Source organism: Pseudorhodobacter sp. (assembly GCF_034675685.1).
In the GTDB taxonomy this organism is placed as follows: domain Bacteria; phylum Pseudomonadota; class Alphaproteobacteria; order Rhodobacterales; family Rhodobacteraceae; genus Pseudorhodobacter.
On the sequence record NZ_JAUCDA010000004.1, the window covers coordinates 230,153 to 246,728 of the forward strand.

General features: G+C 61.0%; 15 protein-coding genes and 2 pseudogenes. 12 read left to right on the forward strand and 5 right to left on the reverse strand.

Features of this window, described 5'->3' with window-relative positions; translation table 11 throughout:
- Positions 1–17: 17 nt before the first annotated feature.
- The 3 genes from VDP61_RS05175 to fsa form a co-directional block, all read right to left on the reverse strand.
- Positions 18–941, reverse strand: a complete 924-nt coding sequence (locus VDP61_RS05175; protein ID WP_323005878.1) for a tyrosine recombinase XerC — start codon at positions 939–941, stop codon at positions 18–20.
- Complete coding sequence (locus VDP61_RS05180) at positions 938–1,630, reverse strand: DUF484 family protein (protein WP_323005879.1); 693 nt, start codon at positions 1,628–1,630, stop codon at positions 938–940. Before VDP61_RS05180 ends, VDP61_RS05175 begins: the two co-directional genes overlap by 4 nt.
- Positions 1,631–1,804: 174 nt before the next feature.
- On the reverse strand, positions 1,805–2,458 hold the full coding sequence (fsa, locus tag VDP61_RS05185; protein ID WP_323005880.1) for a fructose-6-phosphate aldolase: 654 nt from the start codon (positions 2,456–2,458) through the stop codon (positions 1,805–1,807).
- 110 nt (positions 2,459–2,568) lie between these two features.
- Here fsa and VDP61_RS05190 point away from each other — a divergent pair, with 110 nt between their 5' ends.
- Complete coding sequence (locus VDP61_RS05190) at positions 2,569–4,740, forward strand: primosomal protein N' (protein WP_416236493.1); 2,172 nt, start codon at positions 2,569–2,571, stop codon at positions 4,738–4,740.
- A gap of 224 nt (positions 4,741–4,964) precedes the next feature.
- Here VDP61_RS05190 and VDP61_RS05195 read toward each other — a convergent pair whose 3' ends face one another.
- Complete coding sequence (locus VDP61_RS05195; RefSeq protein WP_323005881.1) at positions 4,965–6,221, reverse strand: D-amino acid dehydrogenase; 1,257 nt, start codon at positions 6,219–6,221, stop codon at positions 4,965–4,967.
- Between the two features lie 797 nt (positions 6,222–7,018).
- Here VDP61_RS05195 and VDP61_RS05200 point away from each other — a divergent pair.
- A complete protein-coding gene (locus tag VDP61_RS05200) occupies positions 7,019–7,897 on the forward strand; it encodes a 50S ribosomal protein L11 methyltransferase (RefSeq protein WP_323005882.1) in 879 nt (292 codons plus the stop codon).
- Positions 7,898–8,146: 249 nt separating this feature from the next.
- Here the strand turns inward: VDP61_RS05200 and VDP61_RS05205 are convergent, their stop codons facing one another.
- Entirely contained in the window at positions 8,147–8,362 is a 216-nt protein-coding gene (locus tag VDP61_RS05205) for a DUF1127 domain-containing protein (protein WP_323006038.1), read from the reverse strand.
- 307 nt (positions 8,363–8,669) lie between these two features.
- Here VDP61_RS05205 and ruvC point away from each other — a divergent pair, with 307 nt between their 5' ends.
- The 10 genes and pseudogenes from ruvC (at position 8,670) to pal (ending at position 16,576) form a co-directional block, all read left to right on the forward strand.
- Positions 8,670–9,188, forward strand: a complete 519-nt coding sequence (ruvC, locus tag VDP61_RS05210) for a crossover junction endodeoxyribonuclease RuvC (protein ID WP_323005883.1) — start codon at positions 8,670–8,672, stop codon at positions 9,186–9,188.
- Between the two features lie 13 nt (positions 9,189–9,201).
- Positions 9,202–9,894 (forward strand): annotated as a pseudogene (gene ruvA, locus VDP61_RS05215) (Holliday junction branch migration protein RuvA).
- Between the two features lie 3 nt (positions 9,895–9,897).
- Positions 9,898–10,927, forward strand: a pseudogene (gene ruvB / locus VDP61_RS05220) (Holliday junction branch migration DNA helicase RuvB).
- A gap of 142 nt (positions 10,928–11,069) precedes the next feature.
- On the forward strand, positions 11,070–11,702 hold the full coding sequence (locus tag VDP61_RS05225; RefSeq protein WP_323005884.1) for a hypothetical protein: 633 nt from the start codon (positions 11,070–11,072) through the stop codon (positions 11,700–11,702).
- Positions 11,703–11,744: 42 nt separating this feature from the next.
- On the forward strand, positions 11,745–12,140 hold the full coding sequence (gene ybgC / locus VDP61_RS05230; RefSeq protein ID WP_323005885.1) for a tol-pal system-associated acyl-CoA thioesterase: 396 nt from the start codon (positions 11,745–11,747) through the stop codon (positions 12,138–12,140).
- A 142-nt stretch (positions 12,141–12,282) separates the two neighbouring features.
- A complete protein-coding gene (gene tolQ, locus VDP61_RS05235) occupies positions 12,283–12,978 on the forward strand; it encodes a protein TolQ (protein WP_323005886.1) in 696 nt (231 codons plus the stop codon).
- 3 nt (positions 12,979–12,981) lie between these two features.
- Entirely contained in the window at positions 12,982–13,452 is a 471-nt protein-coding gene (tolR, locus tag VDP61_RS05240; RefSeq protein ID WP_323005887.1) for a protein TolR, read from the forward strand.
- A gap of 9 nt (positions 13,453–13,461) precedes the next feature.
- The gene (locus tag VDP61_RS05245) at positions 13,462–14,640 is read left to right on the forward strand and encodes a cell envelope biogenesis protein TolA (protein ID WP_323005888.1); all 1,179 of its coding nucleotides are present in this window, start codon (positions 13,462–13,464) and stop codon (positions 14,638–14,640) included.
- Between the two features lie 41 nt (positions 14,641–14,681).
- Positions 14,682–15,974 (forward strand): Tol-Pal system beta propeller repeat protein TolB, encoded by a 1,293-nt coding sequence (gene tolB, locus VDP61_RS05250; protein ID WP_415234390.1) that lies wholly within the window; start codon positions 14,682–14,684, stop codon positions 15,972–15,974.
- Positions 15,975–16,060: 86 nt separating this feature from the next.
- On the forward strand, positions 16,061–16,576 hold the full coding sequence (gene pal, locus VDP61_RS05255) for a peptidoglycan-associated lipoprotein Pal (protein WP_323005890.1): 516 nt from the start codon (positions 16,061–16,063) through the stop codon (positions 16,574–16,576).

Genomic DNA, 16,576 nt, shown 5'->3' on the forward strand with positions numbered 1-16,576 from the left:
ATCTGGTAGAAATACGCTCAGGCGCGCGGATGCGCTTTTGCGTATACGTCCATCAGCCGGGCAGTATCAACCGCCGTATAGGCCTGTGTCGTGGAAAGTGATGCGTGGCCCAGCAACTCCTGGATCGCGCGCAGGTCGCCCCCGGCGGTCAGCAGATGGGTTGCAAAGGAATGGCGCAGCGCATGCGGGGTGGCCGTTGCGGGCAGGCCAAGCCGCGCGCGAACCCGCTCCATCGCGGCGGAGATCAGGCGCGGGTTCAATGCCCCGCCCCGCATGCCTAAAAACAATGGGCCGGTTGCAGAAACCTGGTAAGGACAAAGGCTTATATAGCGCGCGACGGCCTGGCCAGCCGCGGGCAAAACCGGCACCAGCCGTTCTTTGCCCCCCTTGCCCGTGATCCGCAGAACGTCGCGCAATGGGTAGGCCGCCCCGGTCAGCCCCAACGCCTCGGAAATCCGCAGGCCGCAGCCGTAAAGCAGCGTCACAACGGCAGTATCGCGCGCCGCCACCCAATCTTCGCGCGCATCATCGCCAATGACATCAAGCACTTGCATCGCGGCATCCGCGGCCAATGGCCGTGGCAGCTTGCGCCGGAATTTTGGTGCGCGGGTGGAAAGTGTTGCCGTGGCATCGACGCCTTCGCGGTCTGCCAGCCAGGCTGTAAAGCCCTTGACCGCCGATAAAGCCCGCGCCATCGACCGGGCACCAACGCCGCGCCCGCGTTCATGCGCCATCCAGGCCCGTATATCGGTTTGCGGCAACGCGGCGAGGCTGTGCAGCCCTTCGGTGCCGCCACGATGCAGCGCAAGAAACCCCAAATAGCCCGAAATATCTGTGCTATAGGCCTTTAGGGTGTTTTCAGCCGCGCCATCAAGCGCGCGCAAATGTGCCAACCATTCGGTCAGGGCGTCACGGGCCGCGGGCGAAATGGCAAGGCTCATGACAACCAGCGCCGCATTGTCCGCTCAAACACGGCTGCGAAAAAGGAAAGCAAGTCAGTGCCTTGGGTGGGTTTGAAGTGATGAGGGTCTTCCGCCCCAAGCACCAGCATCCCCGGCAAACGCCCTTTGCCAAAATCAAGGCGCATCAAGGCCTCTGACCTGATCCACCCGGCGCGATCGCCATAAAGCGCATCCGAGGCGGGAACGACCTGGCGCAAAGTGACAGGGCGCAGCGACACATTCCGGCCTGCTGCGATATAGTCTGCAACAAATCCCGGTTCGGCCACATAAAGCACGTCACCCAGTTTGCGCAGCGCCGGGTCATCTGCGCTTTGCACCGATTCCAGCACAAGGCGTATGCAATCCAGCCGCAGGGTTTGCATCACCTCACCCCCAAGGCTTTGCAAGAACGCCTCAAAATTCAACGGGTCGAGCATTTGCAAAATTGCCCGGTGAACCTGATTGGTGCCGGCAAGGTTTTCATAGGCAGCCGCAATCACCGAGCGGTGCGTATCCTCCAGCCGGTCCAGCCTGATTTCCAGCCGTTCCATCGCGATGCCGCGCAGATCCACGATGTTCGAGCCCATCGCGCGTTCATTCGCCGCGATCAATGCGCGCATAACGTCTTGATCTTCCAAAAGGCTTTCCGGCTCCGCAAGGATGCGGTCGCGCATATCCTGTTCAATCATACTGCTGCCTTGTTGTTTTGCGGCACTTTATCAGGGCTGCATCGCTTTTTCTTGCATTTTTTTGGGGCAGCAAAAATGCGCGATGCATTTGGGGCATATCTGCCATTCCATATGGTAAAAAAGCAAAAGGCCGAGCGTAAAAAGCGCCCGGCCTTTTGTAGGAAATGGCAAGGTTCAGAGGATCTTTTGTCCGGTTTTGGCCCAGTCTTTCATGAACTGGTCAAGCCCCTTGTCGGTCAGGATATGGTTGGCAAGGCCCTTGATCACCGAGGGCGGCGCGGTCATCACATCGGCGCCGATCATCGCGCATTGCGCAACATGGTTCGCCGTGCGGATCGACGCCGCAAGGATCTGGGTTTCAAAGCCGTAATTGTCATAAATCGTGCGGATATCGGCAATCAGGTCCAGCCCGTCCAGATTGATGTCATCCAGACGCCCGATGAACGGGCTGATAAAGGTCGCCCCGGCTTTGGCGGCCAGCAGCGCCTGATTGGCAGAAAAGCAAAGAGTTACGTTGACCATATGGCCTTCTTCCGACAGGACCTTGCAGGTTTTCAGCCCGTCCCATGTCAGCGGCACTTTCACCGCGATATTCGGGGCGATATCGGCCAGCTTGCGGCCCTCCGCAATCATCTCATCCGCCGTCAGGGCAACCACTTCGGCGGAAACGGGGCCAGAAACAAAGCTGCAGATTTCCTTGGTGACTTCCAGAATGTCACGACCGGATTTCAGAATAAGCGAGGGGTTGGTGGTAACGCCATCTACCATACCCAGATCGTTGAGTTCGCGGATAGCATCGACATCGGCGGTATCGACAAAGAATTTCATGGCACATGTCCTTTGGGTGTTACAATAGGGGTTGGGGGTGTATTAGCGCAAACGGCGGGGCTGTGAAAGGGCAAGGCGTGCAGGGCGAGCATTGGCAGGCGGGGCAAGTGATCGGCGTGGCTGTGACAGAAAGTTTCGGGCGCAGTCTTGGCCCGATTTTGGATTACCGCGCGCCCGAAGGCGGCTGTACCTTGGGTGATTTTCTGGAACTGCCTTTGGGACCGCGCAAAATTCTTGGTGTGGTTTGGGGCAAGGGCGTTGGCGGGATAGATCCGGCCAGGCTGCGCGCAGCGTATCGGGTGCTGGATGTGCCGCCGATGCGCGATGAAATGCGGTCATTTCTGGCGCGTGCGGCAGATTACACCCTGACCCCCTTGCAGGCCATGCTGCGCCTTGCCACCCGTGCGCCCGGCCTTGACAGCCCGCCGTCAACGCGGCGGGTCTACCGTTTGGGTGCGGGCGACCCGGCCCGCGCGACTGATGCCCGCGCGCGCGTGCTTGAGGTATTGCGCAGCTATGGCGGGCTGTCGTTTACCTTGAAGGAACTTGCCGAACAGGCCAGCGTGACGCCTGCGGTCATCAAGGGATTGGTGAAATCAGGCGTGGTGCTGGAACAGGACGCGCCCCGTGATCTGCCCTATCCGCGCTTGGACCCGGATGCGACGGTGGTGCGGCTTGCGGGCGATCAGGTGGCGGCGGGGGATGCGCTGGTGGCAAGTGTCGCGATGGGCGGCTTTTCTGCGACCTTGTTGAAGGGGGTAACCGGGTCGGGCAAGACCGAGGTGTATCTGGAGGCGGTAGCCGAATGTCTGCGCCAAGGGCGGCAAGCGCTGGTGTTGTTGCCTGAAATCGCGCTGACCTCTGAATTTATCAACCGCGTCGAAACCCGCTTTGGGGCCCGCCCTGCCGAATGGCATTCCGGCGTGACCATGACCGAGCGGCGCAGGCTGTGGCGCATGGCCGCGAATGGCGGTGCGCAGTTTGTGGCGGGGGCGCGATCGGCGTTGTTCCTGCCGTTTCAGGATCTGGGCCTGATCGTGGTCGATGAGGAACATGACAGTTCATACAAGCAAGAGGAAGGCGTGATCTATAATGCCCGCGATATGGCCGTGCTGCGGGCGTCGATTGCGGGGGCGGCGATTGTTCTGGCCTCGGCCACGCCCTCGCTGGAAAGCTGGGTGAACGCCAAGACCGGAAAATACGGGCGGCTGGATTTGGGCGCGCGCTTTGGTGTGGCTGAAATGCCAGAGATGCGGGCGATAGATATGCGGGCGGAAAAGCTGCCCTCAACCTGCTGGATCTCGCCCACGCTGGAACGTGCGGTCAAGGCGCGGGTGGCTGCGGGCGAACAATCGCTGATTTTCCTCAATCGGCGGGGCTATGCGCCGGTCACCCTGTGCCGGGCCTGCGGCGAGCAGGTGGGCTGTACCGATTGTGACGCGCGGATGGTGGAACATCGGTTTTTGAACCGGCTGATGTGCCATCAATGCGGGGCGACACGGCCGATGCCCGAGGTTTGCCCCTCTTGTCAGGTTGCGGGAAAAATGGCGCCGGTCGGGCCGGGGGTAGAGCGGTTGGCGGAAGAGGTGGTCGCGCTTTTCCCCGAGGCGCGGGTGGCGGTGCTGTCATCGGATTTGTTCGGATCAGCCCGTGCATTGAAAGAGCAGATCGAGGCGATAGCGGCGGGCGCGGCGGATATCATCATCGGCACCCAGATCGTGGCCAAGGGGCATAACTTTCCATTGCTGACGCTTGTGGGGGTGATTGATGCCGATCTGGGGTTGACCGGATCGGACCTGCGGGCGGCAGAGCGAACCTTTCAGTTGATGCGGCAGGTCGCGGGGCGGGCGGGGCGGGCGGACAAGCCCGGCGTGGCGATGATGCAGACCTTTCAGCCCGAACATCCGGTGATCCGGGCGATTCTGGGCGGTGATGAAGAGGCGTTCTGGAGCGCAGAGGCGGATGAGAGACGCTTCGCCGGGGTGCCGCCTTACGGGCGGATGGCAGGGATAATCCTGTCGGGGCCAGAGGTGGGGCCGGTGTTTGAAATTGGCGCGGAACTGGCCCGCCGGGATGCCCCGTTACGGGCGATCGGCGCGCAGGTTTTCGGGCCCGCACCCGCCCCGATTGCCCGCGTGCGCGGCCGCCACCGGGTGCGGCTTTTGGTGAAAGCCGAGAAAAATGCGGCCATTCAGGCGGCAATTTCGGAATGGATTGCACAGGTCAGGCTGCCCAATACTATACGGCTGGCGGTGGATATTGACCCGCAGAGTTTCTTGTGACCGCAGCTTTACAGCGTTTCGGCAAAAAACCTGAATTGCCAATAGCCTGCCGCGCTACGCGCTGTCGGGGCTTTGGTGATCAATGATGGATCACATATTTCCCGGAACGCTTTACGCCTGCGCGGGCGGTTGATGGGCTGTTGAAACTGTCCTGCGGGGCGGTTTCATGTGCCTGAATCCCACAGCTTTGCCCAAATGCGCTGGGCAAAGCTGTGGGGGCCGCGTCACGCATACCTCTCCGCCGTCAGCCCATCAAAGGAAATCTCGGGCGTTTTGCCCAGCACCACATCCGCGACGGCGCGGCCCGATCCGCAGGCCATGGTCCAACCAAGGGTGCCGTGGCCCGTATTCAAGAACAGGTTGTCATAGCGCGAGGCACCAAGAACGGGCGTGCCATCGGGGGTCATCGGGCGCAAGCCGGTCCAGCCTTCGGCTTTTGACAGGTCGCCACCTTTGGGAAACAGGTCGCTGATGACGTGGCGCACGGTATCGGTTGCATGCGGGCCAAGGCGGTTGGAATAGCCCGCGATTTCTGCGGTGCCTGCAACGCGGATACGGTCGCCCAGCCGGGTGATCGCGACCTTATGGGTTTCATCCATGATCGTTGATTGCGGCGCGAAAGCGTCATCAATGACGGGCAGGGTAACCGAGTAGCCCTTGACCGGATAGACCGGCAGACGAACGCCGATAGGGTTGAGGACGCGCGGCCCGTAGCTGCCAAGCGCGCTGACATAGGCGTCGCCGGTGATGCGGCCTGCGATTTCGGTATCGACGCCTGCCACGCGGCCATTTTCAATCGCAATTTCGCGGATGGCCTGGCCATATTGAAACTCGACCCCCATTTCGGCGCATTTCTCGGCCAGCTTGGTTGTGAACATCTGGCAATCGCCGGTGCGGTCGGCAACCAGGCGCAAGCCACCGACGAATTTGCTGCGCACCTCGGCCAGCGCGGGTTCAACGGCGATGCAGGCATCGGGGGAAAGCACCTCATAGGGGCTGTCATATTCGGCCAGGATATCCTGATCGGCTTTGGAATCCCTGAGCTGTTTGGCGGTGCGGAACAATTGCAGCGTGCCTTGTTCGCGGCCATCATATTCGATTCCGGTTTCCGCGATCAGCTCTGGCATCACATCGCGGGAATAGTTGGAAATGCGCACCATGCGACTTTTGTTGAGCCGATAGCTGTCCTCGTTGCAATTGCGGAGCATGTCATAGCTCCATTTCCACATGGTCGGGCTGATCAGGGGCCAGATGAACAGGGGGCGGCGCTTCATGAACAGCCATTTCACGGCTTTCATCGGAATGCCGGGGGCTGCCCAAGGCGAGGTCATGCCATAAGAAAGCTCGCCTGCGTTGGCGTAGCTGGCCTCCAGGCCCGGCCCCGGCTGGCGATCAAGCACGGTAACCGCAGCGCCTTGTTTGGCAAGGTAATACGCGGTGGTGACCCCGATTACACCTGCGCCCATCACGATGACTTTCATTGGATATCCTCTGCGACAGCCCCAAATTTTGCCGAGCATGCACCGGGAAAATCGGGAACTCAAGTCGCAGATATAGCCAGTTTTGCGCTGTGGATATGCCAGGGCGGTTTGCCCGGATCGGTTGATGACAAATCGGTGATCACAGCGCAAGCCATGCGGCGGTGCCCAGAATGGAGGGGGCCAGCGGCGCTGGCACCGATGGCGCAACCGTCGGCCAGCAGGGCGCCAAAGCCTGTAAAGGAGGTACCGATCACGGCAGGGCGCATGTTTCCGGCGGTCTTGAACCCTTCAAGTTTCGGCTTCCGCCCCCGAAGGGCAGCTTGCAAGACGCCGATTGGCCGACGGGCCGGAAAAGCTGGCAGAGTTGATGGGGCCAGCGCAAGCGCCGCTTGTGCCAGCGCGAAACTCAGAACCCAGCCGGAGGCCACAGCGACCCCCCTGCGCCTGCGCGCGTGTGCGGCGAAATCCCGGGATGCTTCCTTTTCGGCGGCAAGTTTGCGTTTCCCTGCGCCTGCGCGCGTGTGCGGCGAGATCCTGTTTCGGCAGGAGGCGACAAGCGCAAGGAGAGCAAGCGCAGCCCCTAAAACCAACCCTGTGGCATCGGGCAGGCCCAGCGTGGCTGCAAGGTGATGTTGCAGGGGCCGCCTGCCCGCCGCCCCGTGAGCGGGGGAAAGGGGCCAGTTTTCGGCCTGCAACCTTTAGGCGTTGGCCTTGCCAGATGGTTTCGCACCATCCAAGCGGCTTGACGCTGGCCGATCAGAGGGCTAGGCCGCTGGCATCCAAACAGAGGTTTCCCCATGCCCACCTACACTGCCCTGACCACATTGGAAGGCCAAGATGCCGCCGAAGCGCTTGCCGAGGCGATGGAGCGGATGGAACCAGAGCCAACCGGCGTTGGCGTGTTCGAGATCGAGGATGACAGCGGGTTGTGGGAGGTGGGGGCGTATTTTCTGGAAGCCCCGAATGAGGTGACGCTGGAACTGCTGGCCATGGCATTCGAGGCAAAGCCCTTTGTCATTTCTGAACTGCCCGAGGTGGATTGGGTCGCGCATGTGCGGCGCGAACTGGCCCCGGTCGAGGCGGGTCGTTTTTTCGTTTATGGCAGCCATGATGCCGATAAGGTGCCGACCGAGCCGGGCCGGGTGCCATTGCAGATAGAGGCGACCGTGGCCTTTGGCACCGGGCATCATGGAACCACGCTGGGCTGTTTGCGGGCGTTTGACCGGCTGATTGACAGTGGCTTTGCCCCTGCGCGGGTGGCCGATATTGGCTGCGGCACGGCGGTTTTGGCGCTGGCTGCGGCGCGTGTGCTGCCCGATGCGCTGGTGATCGCGTCTGATATTGATCAGGTTGCGGTGGATGTGGCGCGGGCGAATATGGCCATCAACATGTTGGAGGGCCGGGTAGAATGCCTTGAGGCGGCAGGGTTTGAACACCCGCGGCTGCGTGAAGCGGCCCCGTTCGATCTGGTTTTTGCCAATATCCTGAAAGGCCCGCTTGTGGAGCTGGCCCCGGATATGGCCAAACATATCGCCGAAGATGGGCTTTGCATCTTGTCGGGGTTGCTGGTGGTGCAGGCGCCCTCGATCGAGGCGGCCTATCACGCGCAGGGCTTTGTTTCCGTTTCCCGTGAAGATCTGGGTGAATGGTCAGCATTGGTGCTGCGCCGTAGCTGATGGGTTGAAACAACACGAGCGCTTGGCCACTTATAGCGGTTCGACCTTGGTTTGAAACACAGCCCATCACATGACGCGTTGAAATCCTTGGTTTCAGGTGGCGGTGAATGTGTGCGAGGTTCAAGGCGAAACGCTTTAGGGCGCGCTGGGTGCTTCAGGCAACAAAAAAGGCCGCTCTCCGGTTTGGGGGCGGCCTTTTCGGTTTGGCATCTCTGGGATGCAGGGATATGCGGGCATGGATGCCAGAAATCAAAAGCGGTTATTAAGCGCGATGTCGGCAATGTCGCCGCGTGTCAGGCCGATATCGTCAAGTTCACGATCCGACAGTTTGCCCAATGCGTTGCGGGTCACGCGCGCATCATTCCAGGCAACAAGCTCATTGGCGATATTGCTGAAAAAGCGGACGATGGAGTAAGTTGCGACAGCGCCGAACGGCGCGGTGCGGGACGTTTCAAAAGCGGCCATGGCGGCATTCCTTTTAAAAAGCTGCACATTTTGGCAGCACGGTTGTTCGATACAGCCCAGATAGGCGTGCTGCACCTGCAAAGCAATCCTTCCTGACAGCATGCCAGAGATGCAGATTGTGCATGGCTGTTTGCCCAATTTTCGCCTTTTTTCTAAAGGGATGTGGCAAAGTGTCGGTTTTGGGCAAGGAACCGTCGAATACCGTGCAGGCGCAGCAATTTCCCGAGGTTTGTGGCGGCCTGCGTAAAGCGCTTGGCGGATGTTCCCTATTCGTGCTATTCGCATTTTAACGATAAAAGGGGCAGGCATGCGGGTATTGGGCATTGATCCGGGGTTGCGAAACCTTGGCTGGGGGGTGATCGACGTTGCCGGATCACGGTTGACCCATGTTGCCAATGGGATTTGCCATTCTGCCCCAGGGGCGGGAATCGGTGATTTGGCGGCACGGTTGCTGAGTTTGCATATACAGTTGACAGAAGTTTTGCGCGCCTATGTGCCGGATGCGGCTGCGGTTGAGAATACATTTGTAAACAAGGATGCGGTGGCAACGCTGAAACTGGGGCAGGCGCGGGGAATCGCGCTTCTGGTTCCGGCGCAGTTTGGTATCACGGTGGGGGAATATGCCCCCAATGCGGTGAAAAAAACCGTGGTAGGTGTGGGGCATGCTGCCAAAGCACAGGTGGATCATATGGTACGGATTCATTTGCCCGGTGTGCAGATTGTGGGTGCAGATGCGGCGGATGCCTTGGCGATCGCGATTTGTCACGCGCATCATCTGCAATCGGCGGGGCGGTTGAATGCGGCGCTGAAACGGGCGGCGGGATGAAAAAGGTAGCGGCATGATTGGCAAGATCGCGGGACGGCTGGAATATTGTGGAACCGACCATGTTTTGATTGACGTGCGGGGGGTGGGCTATCTCGTCCATGTTTCCGACCGCAGTTTGGCGGCAATGCCGCCTGTGGGCGAGGCGGTGGCGCTGTTTACCGAATTGCTGGTGCGCGAGGATTTGTTGCAGCTTTTCGGCTTTCCGACGATGCTGGAAAAGGAATGGCACAAGCTGCTGGTTACGGTGCAAGGGGTGGGGGCCAAGGCCGCGATGGCGATTCTGGGCACACTGGGGCCGGAAGGTGTGGCGCGCGCGATTGCTTTGGGCGATGCGCGCGCGATTTAGGCAGCCCCCGGCGTGGGGCCCAAAATTGCGCAGCGCGTGGTCCTGGAGCTGAAATCCAAGGCGCCCAAGGTAATGGCGATGGGCGCGAACCCGGCCAGTACCGCAAGCGCGGCTGAGGATGATGTCATAGAGCCGCTATCCCCGCCCAGAAAGACGGCAAAAGCACAGAGCAGCGCTGCGGCGGCCAGTGCCGCCGGGCGCGCGGCGGCAAGTGCCGAGGCGCTTTCTGCTCTTATCAACCTTGGCTATGCGCATGGAGACGCGGCGCAGGCAGTGGCCCAAGCGGCCGCTGAGGCACCCGAGGCCACGACCGGCACGCTGATCAAAGCGGCGCTGAAATTGCTGGCACCGAAGGGATAAGCGATGGAACCCGATCCTATCTTGCGCCCCGACGGGCTGCCAGGCGATGTTGACCGCGCCTTGCGGCCGCAAGTGCTGGAGGAATTTGTAGGCCAGGCCGAGGCGCGCGCAAACCTGCGGGTGTTCATCGAATCGGCAAAGATTCGCGGTGAGGCAATGGATCACACCCTGTTTCACGGCCCGCCGGGGCTGGGCAAGACCACGCTGGCGCAGATCATCGCGCGGGAATTGGGGGTTGGCTTTCGCATGACTTCGGGGCCGGTATTGGCCAAGGCGGGCGATCTGGCGGCGATTTTGACCAATCTTGAAGCCAATGACGTGCTGTTCATAGATGAGATTCACCGGCTGTCGCCTGTGGTCGAGGAGGTGCTGTATCCGGCGATGGAGGATTTCGCGCTGGATCTGGTGATCGGTGAGGGGCCAGCGGCGCGGACCGTTCGGATTGATTTGCAGCCCTTTACATTGGTGGGGGCAACAACGCGGCTGGGGCTGCTGACCACGCCGTTGCGCGACCGTTTCGGGATTCCGACGCGCTTGGTGTTTTACACCGAGGATGAGCTGGATCTGATTGTGACACGCGGGGCACGGCTGATGGGGATACCGTCAGACCCGGATGGCACGCGCGAAATTGCCAAACGCGCGCGCGGCACGCCACGGATTGCCGGGCGATTGCTGCGCCGGGTGGTGGATTTCGTGCTGGTCGAAGGCGATGGCCGCCTGACGCGGGCAATCGCTGACCGGGCGCTGACCCGGCTTGGCGTCGACAATATCGGTCTGGATGGGGCGGACCGGCGGTATATGATGTTGCTGGCCGAGCATTACGGGGGCGGGCCGGTGGGGGTGGAAACGATTTCAGCCGCGCTGAGCGAGGCACGCGATGCGCTGGAAGAGGTGATTGAACCTTTTTTGCTTCAACAGGGGTTGATTTCAGCGAACCCCAAGGGGGCGCATGCTGGCAGCCAGGGCTTGGCGGCATCTGGGGTTGGAGGCGCCGAGGCCGCCGGGGCAGAGTGATTTGTTTGAGACGAAATAGCGCCGCTAGGTGGCCCTTTCGATTTCGCGCTGGGGGGCAGCGGATGGTTTCAGGTGTTTTTGCCCGGATAAAGCCGGGAGGCGGGGCTTGTTTGATGCGGTTTTCCTGCGCTATGGCTGTGGCCATGTAACAGGAGGCCAGCGTGAACGCGGATGAGATTGAGGCGCTGTTTACGCGCGGGGACGGTGAATATATGTTCGCGCGCTGGCAGCGACCGATTGTGCCGGTGGTGTTCGGGGTCGCGGATGGCACGCTGTCGGTGGTCAAAGGGGCGGTTGAGGCCGTCGTTGCACTGGCGGGCCATGAAATGGCCGAAACCGACCCGGAGCTGGGCGCGAACCTTATGGTGTTTTTCTTTTCCGATTGGGATGAGCTGCTGGCCGTGCCAAAACTGGATGCGATGATCCCCGATCTTGGGCCATTGGTGGCGCGGTTGCAGGCTGGGCAGGCAAACCAGTATCGCAGCCTGCGATTTGAAGCCTCGGGCGCGATCAAGGCGGCGTTTGTGTTTGTGCGAATGGATGCGGCACTGGCCGAAACACCGGCCGAGGTCTTGGCGCTGAATCAGGTGGTGCAGGTGATTTTGCGCTGGTCTGATGTGGCGTTTCGTGCGGCATCGCCGCTGGTGAGCGTGGGCGGTGTGGTGATGCTGCGGCCTGAGATTGGTGCCTTGATACGGGCAGGCTATGACCGCACCATGCCGGTGGCGGCGCAGGACCCAAGCCACGCGTTGCGCCTGGCTGCGCGGATGGCAAGGGCGCAAGAGGGTGCATGAAGATCGTTTGGCACCGCATGGGCCAAGAAGAAGGGGCGCAGGATGGGCCACCAATTTGACCTGAGAGTATATTATGAAGATACCGACCTTGCGGGGCTGGTTTATTATGCCAATTACCTGAAGTTCATCGAACGGGCGCGCAGTGAATGGGTGCGCGAGCTGGGGGTGGATCAGGCGGCGCTGAAGGCCCGGACAGGCGCGGTTTTTGCGGTGCGGCGGGTGGTGGCCGATTACCTGCGGCCTGCGGTTTTTGATGATCTCTTGCAGGTCCGAACCGCGATTCTGGGCGTGTCCGGGGCGCGGTTGCAGTTGGAGCAGGTTGTCTGGCGCGGCACGCTGCGGCTGTTTGTTGCAGAGGTAACGCTGGTTTGCCTGGACGCAGAGGGGCGCCCCACACGCTTGCCCGAGGTATTGCGGGCGCAGAGGGCCGCGCGGTAACAGGGATGTGCCGAGGTTGTGACCGGGGATGTGGCGGGTTTCTGCGCGCTCATGTGATGATCTATTGGCATTCGCCTTGAAAAGCGGATAGATTTACCGAATACCGAGGCTGGCAAACGGCCCATTAACATGAGCAGGCGATATGAACACCGAAACCCTTGCGGCAGCGCAAGAGATTGACTTCTCGCTTTTGGCGCTTTTTGCGCGCGCGACACTCACCGTTAAGCTGGTGATGCTAATGCTTTTGGCCATGTCTTTCTGGTCTTGGGCGATCACCTTTCGCAAGCATATCGCCTTTCGTCTGGCGCGGCGCGAGGCGGCGGTGTTTGATCAGGCGTTCTGGTCAGGTGAGCCGCTGGACGAGCTGTTTGAGCGGATCGGGTCGGAACCTGTCGGCGCATCGGAAAAGATATTTGCCGCCGGGATGCTGGAATGGCGGCGCAGTCACCGTGATGATGGCGGCCTGATCGCGGGCGCGCAAGCCCGGATTGACCGCAGTATGGATGTGGCGATTGCCAAGCAAAGTGAGCGGCTGAACAACGGGCTGTCGTTTTTGGCGACAACTGGGTCTACGGCGCCATTTATCGGGCTGTTTGGCACCGTCTGGGGCATCAAACACGCGTTTGAGCAGATCGCAATCAGCCAGAATACCAGCCTTGCCGTGGTTGCCCCCGGCATCGCAGAGGCCTTGCTGGCGACGGGTATCGGGTTGCTTGCCGCGATTCCTGCGGTGGTGTTTTACAACAAGCTGAATGCGGATGGTGAGAATATCATTGGCGGCTACGAAGCCTTTGCCGATGAGTTTTCGACGATTTTGTCGCGCCAGTTGGACGCCTGAACCATGGGTGGAGGCGTGGCGCAAAAATCTGGTGGTGGGCGGCGCGGACGGCGCAGGGGCAAATCTGCCGCGATGTCCGAGATCAACGTCACGCCGTTTGTCGACGTGATGCTGGTGCTGATGATCATCTTTATGGTTGCGGCGCCGATGTTGACCGTGGGCGTGCCGATTGAATTGCCAAAAACCGCAGCAACCGCGCTGCCAACCGAGCAAGAAGAGCCGCTGACGATCACCATGACCGCAGCAGGGCTGTTGATGATACAGACCCAGGAAGTTGCCGAAGGTGAATTGATCCCGAAATTGCAGGCTGTCGCGGCAGAGCGTACCAGCGACAAGATTTTCCTGCGGGCAGATGGCTCTATCCCCTACGCGCGGGTTGCGCAGGTAATGGGCGCGCTGAACGCCGGGGGCTTTCGCAATATCGGCCTTGTGACTGATACGGACGGGCCATCGTTTGGCGCGAGCGGCGGCTAGGCTGACGAGATGGACAAGGGTGTTCTTTATTCAGGCATCGGACATATCGGCCTGATCTTGTGGGTTTTTATCGGCGGTTTTTTCATCCGCCATGATAATGCTTCAGATATGGCGGTGACAGAGGTGTCGCTGGTATCGAGCGCCGAGTTTGAGGCGATTTTGGCGGCGTTGCCGTCTGCGCCCGCGCCGGATGCTCCGCAAACCGATATTTCCGCACCTGCGCCGGACATATCGACCGAGGAACCGCCTGCACCGGCCCCACAGCCAGAGCAGACCCCCGAAGCAACGCCTGCGCCCAGCCCCATGCCCGAGCCGATGCCCGAACCCGCCCCTGATCCGGTACCCGAGGCATCGCCCGATGTGACCGAAACCGCCCCTGTGCCGGTGCCGCAAGCCCCCGAGGACCCCACGCCACCTGCACCCGTCGCGGTTGAGGAGCCGCCCATTCTGGCCCCGGTAACCAGCGCGCGGCCACGGGCCAAGCCTGCCGAACGCGTGGCCCCTGAGCCGACTGAAGCACCAGCACCGGATGCCCGGCCTGACCCGACGCCAACCCCGGCCGTCACGCCCGAAGCTGCACCCGAGGCGCAGGTGGTGGAGGAGATAAAGCCGGAAACCGCGCCTGAAGAGGCGGGAACCGAACTGGCGACCGAAGCCAACAAGGCCGAGGCGCTGGCGCCCTCGGCCTCATCCCGGCCCAAACCACGCCCGGCGCGCAGGGCAGAGGCCACTCCGACGGAAGAGCCCGCAAAACCTGCGACCAGCGCCGCCACGCAGGCTGCAATTGACGCGGCCGTCGATGCGGCGATTTCTGCGGCTGCCGGTGCAAGCGCCCCGCCCGCACCTGCCGCAACGCCAAGCGGGCCACCGATGACGGCGGGGGAAAAGGATGGGTTGCGCGTGGCGGTCGAGGCTTGCTGGAATGTGGGGGCGCTGTCATCCGAGGCGCTGCAGATGACTGTGACCGTGGCGGCTGAATTGGGGCAGGATGGCAGGCCGGATGTTGGCTCTATCAAAATGATCGACTATGAGGGTGGATCAGACGGTGCGGCGCGACAAGCCTATGAAGCAGCCAGACGGGCGATTATCCGCTGTGGTGCAAATGGGTTCAAGCTTCCCCCTGAAAAATATGATCAATGGCGTAGTTTGGAATTGGTATTTAACCCGGAGAATATGAGGATCAAATGACCTGTCAGAGACGCTTCGGCCTATTACTTGCAATTGGATTGATGTTTGGCGGGCTGCATGCTGCCCCCGTCGTGGCACAAAATGGCCCACTTCGGCTTGAGCTGACAAAAGGCATGATTGAACCGATGCCCTTTGCAGTGCCCGGTTTTGTTGCCGAAAATGGGGCTGCGGGCGAATATGCCAACAACATTGCCCGCGTAATTGCGTCGGATTTGGCCGGAACAGGATTGTTCCGCGAAATTCCAGCCAGTGCGCATATCGGGCGGGTAGACAGCTTTGACGCGCCGGTCGCCTATGCGGACTGGAAGGCGATCAACGCGCAGGCGCTGGTGACAGGTGCCGTCAGCGCCAGTGGCGACCGGATCGTGGTGAAGTTCCGGTTGTTTGATATTTATTCCGGCCAGCAGATGGGCGAGGGGCTGCAATTTGCCGGCACAACGCAAAGCTGGCGGCGCATGGCGCATAAGGTCGCCGATGCGGTATACAGCCGGATTACCGGCGAGGGCGGCTATTTTGACAGCCGCGTGGTCTTTGTCTCAGAATCAGGGCCAAAGAATGAACGGGCCAAGCGGTTGGCGGTCATGGATTATGATGGCGCCAATGTGCAGTATCTGACTGATAGCCGGTCGCTGGTGCTGGCCCCGCGGTTCAGCCCGACGGGCGATCGGATCTTGTATACCTCGTACCAGTCGGGGTTCCCCAAGATTTACCTGATGGATGTGGCAAGCGTACAGGCCCGTGCGCTGGGGGATCAGCCCGGCACCATGACCTTTGCCCCGCGCTTTGCACCCGATGGTCGGACCGTGGTGTTCAGTCTTGAGCAGGGCGGCAATAGTGACCTTTACACGGTCGATACCGCTTCGGGTGCCCTCGGGCGGCTGACCAACGCGCCTTCGATTGAAACTGCGCCCGATTATAGCCCTGACGGGACCCAGATCGTGTTTGAAAGTGACCGTTCCGGCACGCAGCAGATTTACGTCATGGCGGCTGGGGGCGGTGAGCCGCGGCGCATTTCCAACGGGCCGGGCCGCTATTCGACCCCGGTCTGGAGCCCGCGGGGCGACCTGATTGCCTTTACCAAGCAGCATCAGGGCCGGTTTCATATCGGGGTGATGCGGGTGGATGGGTCAGATGAGGAATTGCTGACCTCGTCATTCCTGGATGAGGGGCCAACCTGGTCGCCAAATGGTCGCGTGATCATGTTTGCCCGTGAAACGGCAGGCGCGGCGGGGCAATCGTCGCTCTATTCGGTGGATATTTCGGGGCGCAACCTGCGCCCGGTGGAAGTGAGCGGGGCCGCCTCTGACCCGTCATGGTCGCCCTTGCTGCCGTAATATATCGTGAAAATTGCCCGATTCACAGGGCGGTTCAAACCTGCTACTCTGGCCCAAATCGGGCTGATACATAAAGGACGGAATGGATGTCTTATCTACCAAAGGCGATGTTGTTGATCGCTGTGCTGGGCCTTGCGGCCTGTAACAACCCTGACCGTTTTGGCGCAGGCGGCGCGGGTGGTGCCGGGGCTGGCGGAATTGACAGTTCGGGCCTGGGTGGCGCGAATGACCCGCGCTCGGTTGCCTATTTCCAGCAGACGCTGGGCGACCGCGTGTTTTTTGCCATTGACCAGAACACCCTGTCGGATGAGGCGCGCACAACGCTTGCGGGCCAGGCGCAATGGCTGCAAACCAACAGCGATTATGCCCTGATTGTGGAAGGCCACGCCGATGAGCAGGGCACCCGCCAGTACAACCTTGCACTGGGCGCGCGCCGGGCCTCGGCAGCACAAAACTTCCTTATATCCCAAGGGGTTGCCGCAAGCCGCATTCGCACTGTTTCCTATGGCAAGGAACGCCCGGTAGAGGTGTGTTCGACCGAGGATTGCTATAGCCGCAACCGCCGCGCCGTGACCGTGTTGTCGCTGGGCGCTGGTAGCTGA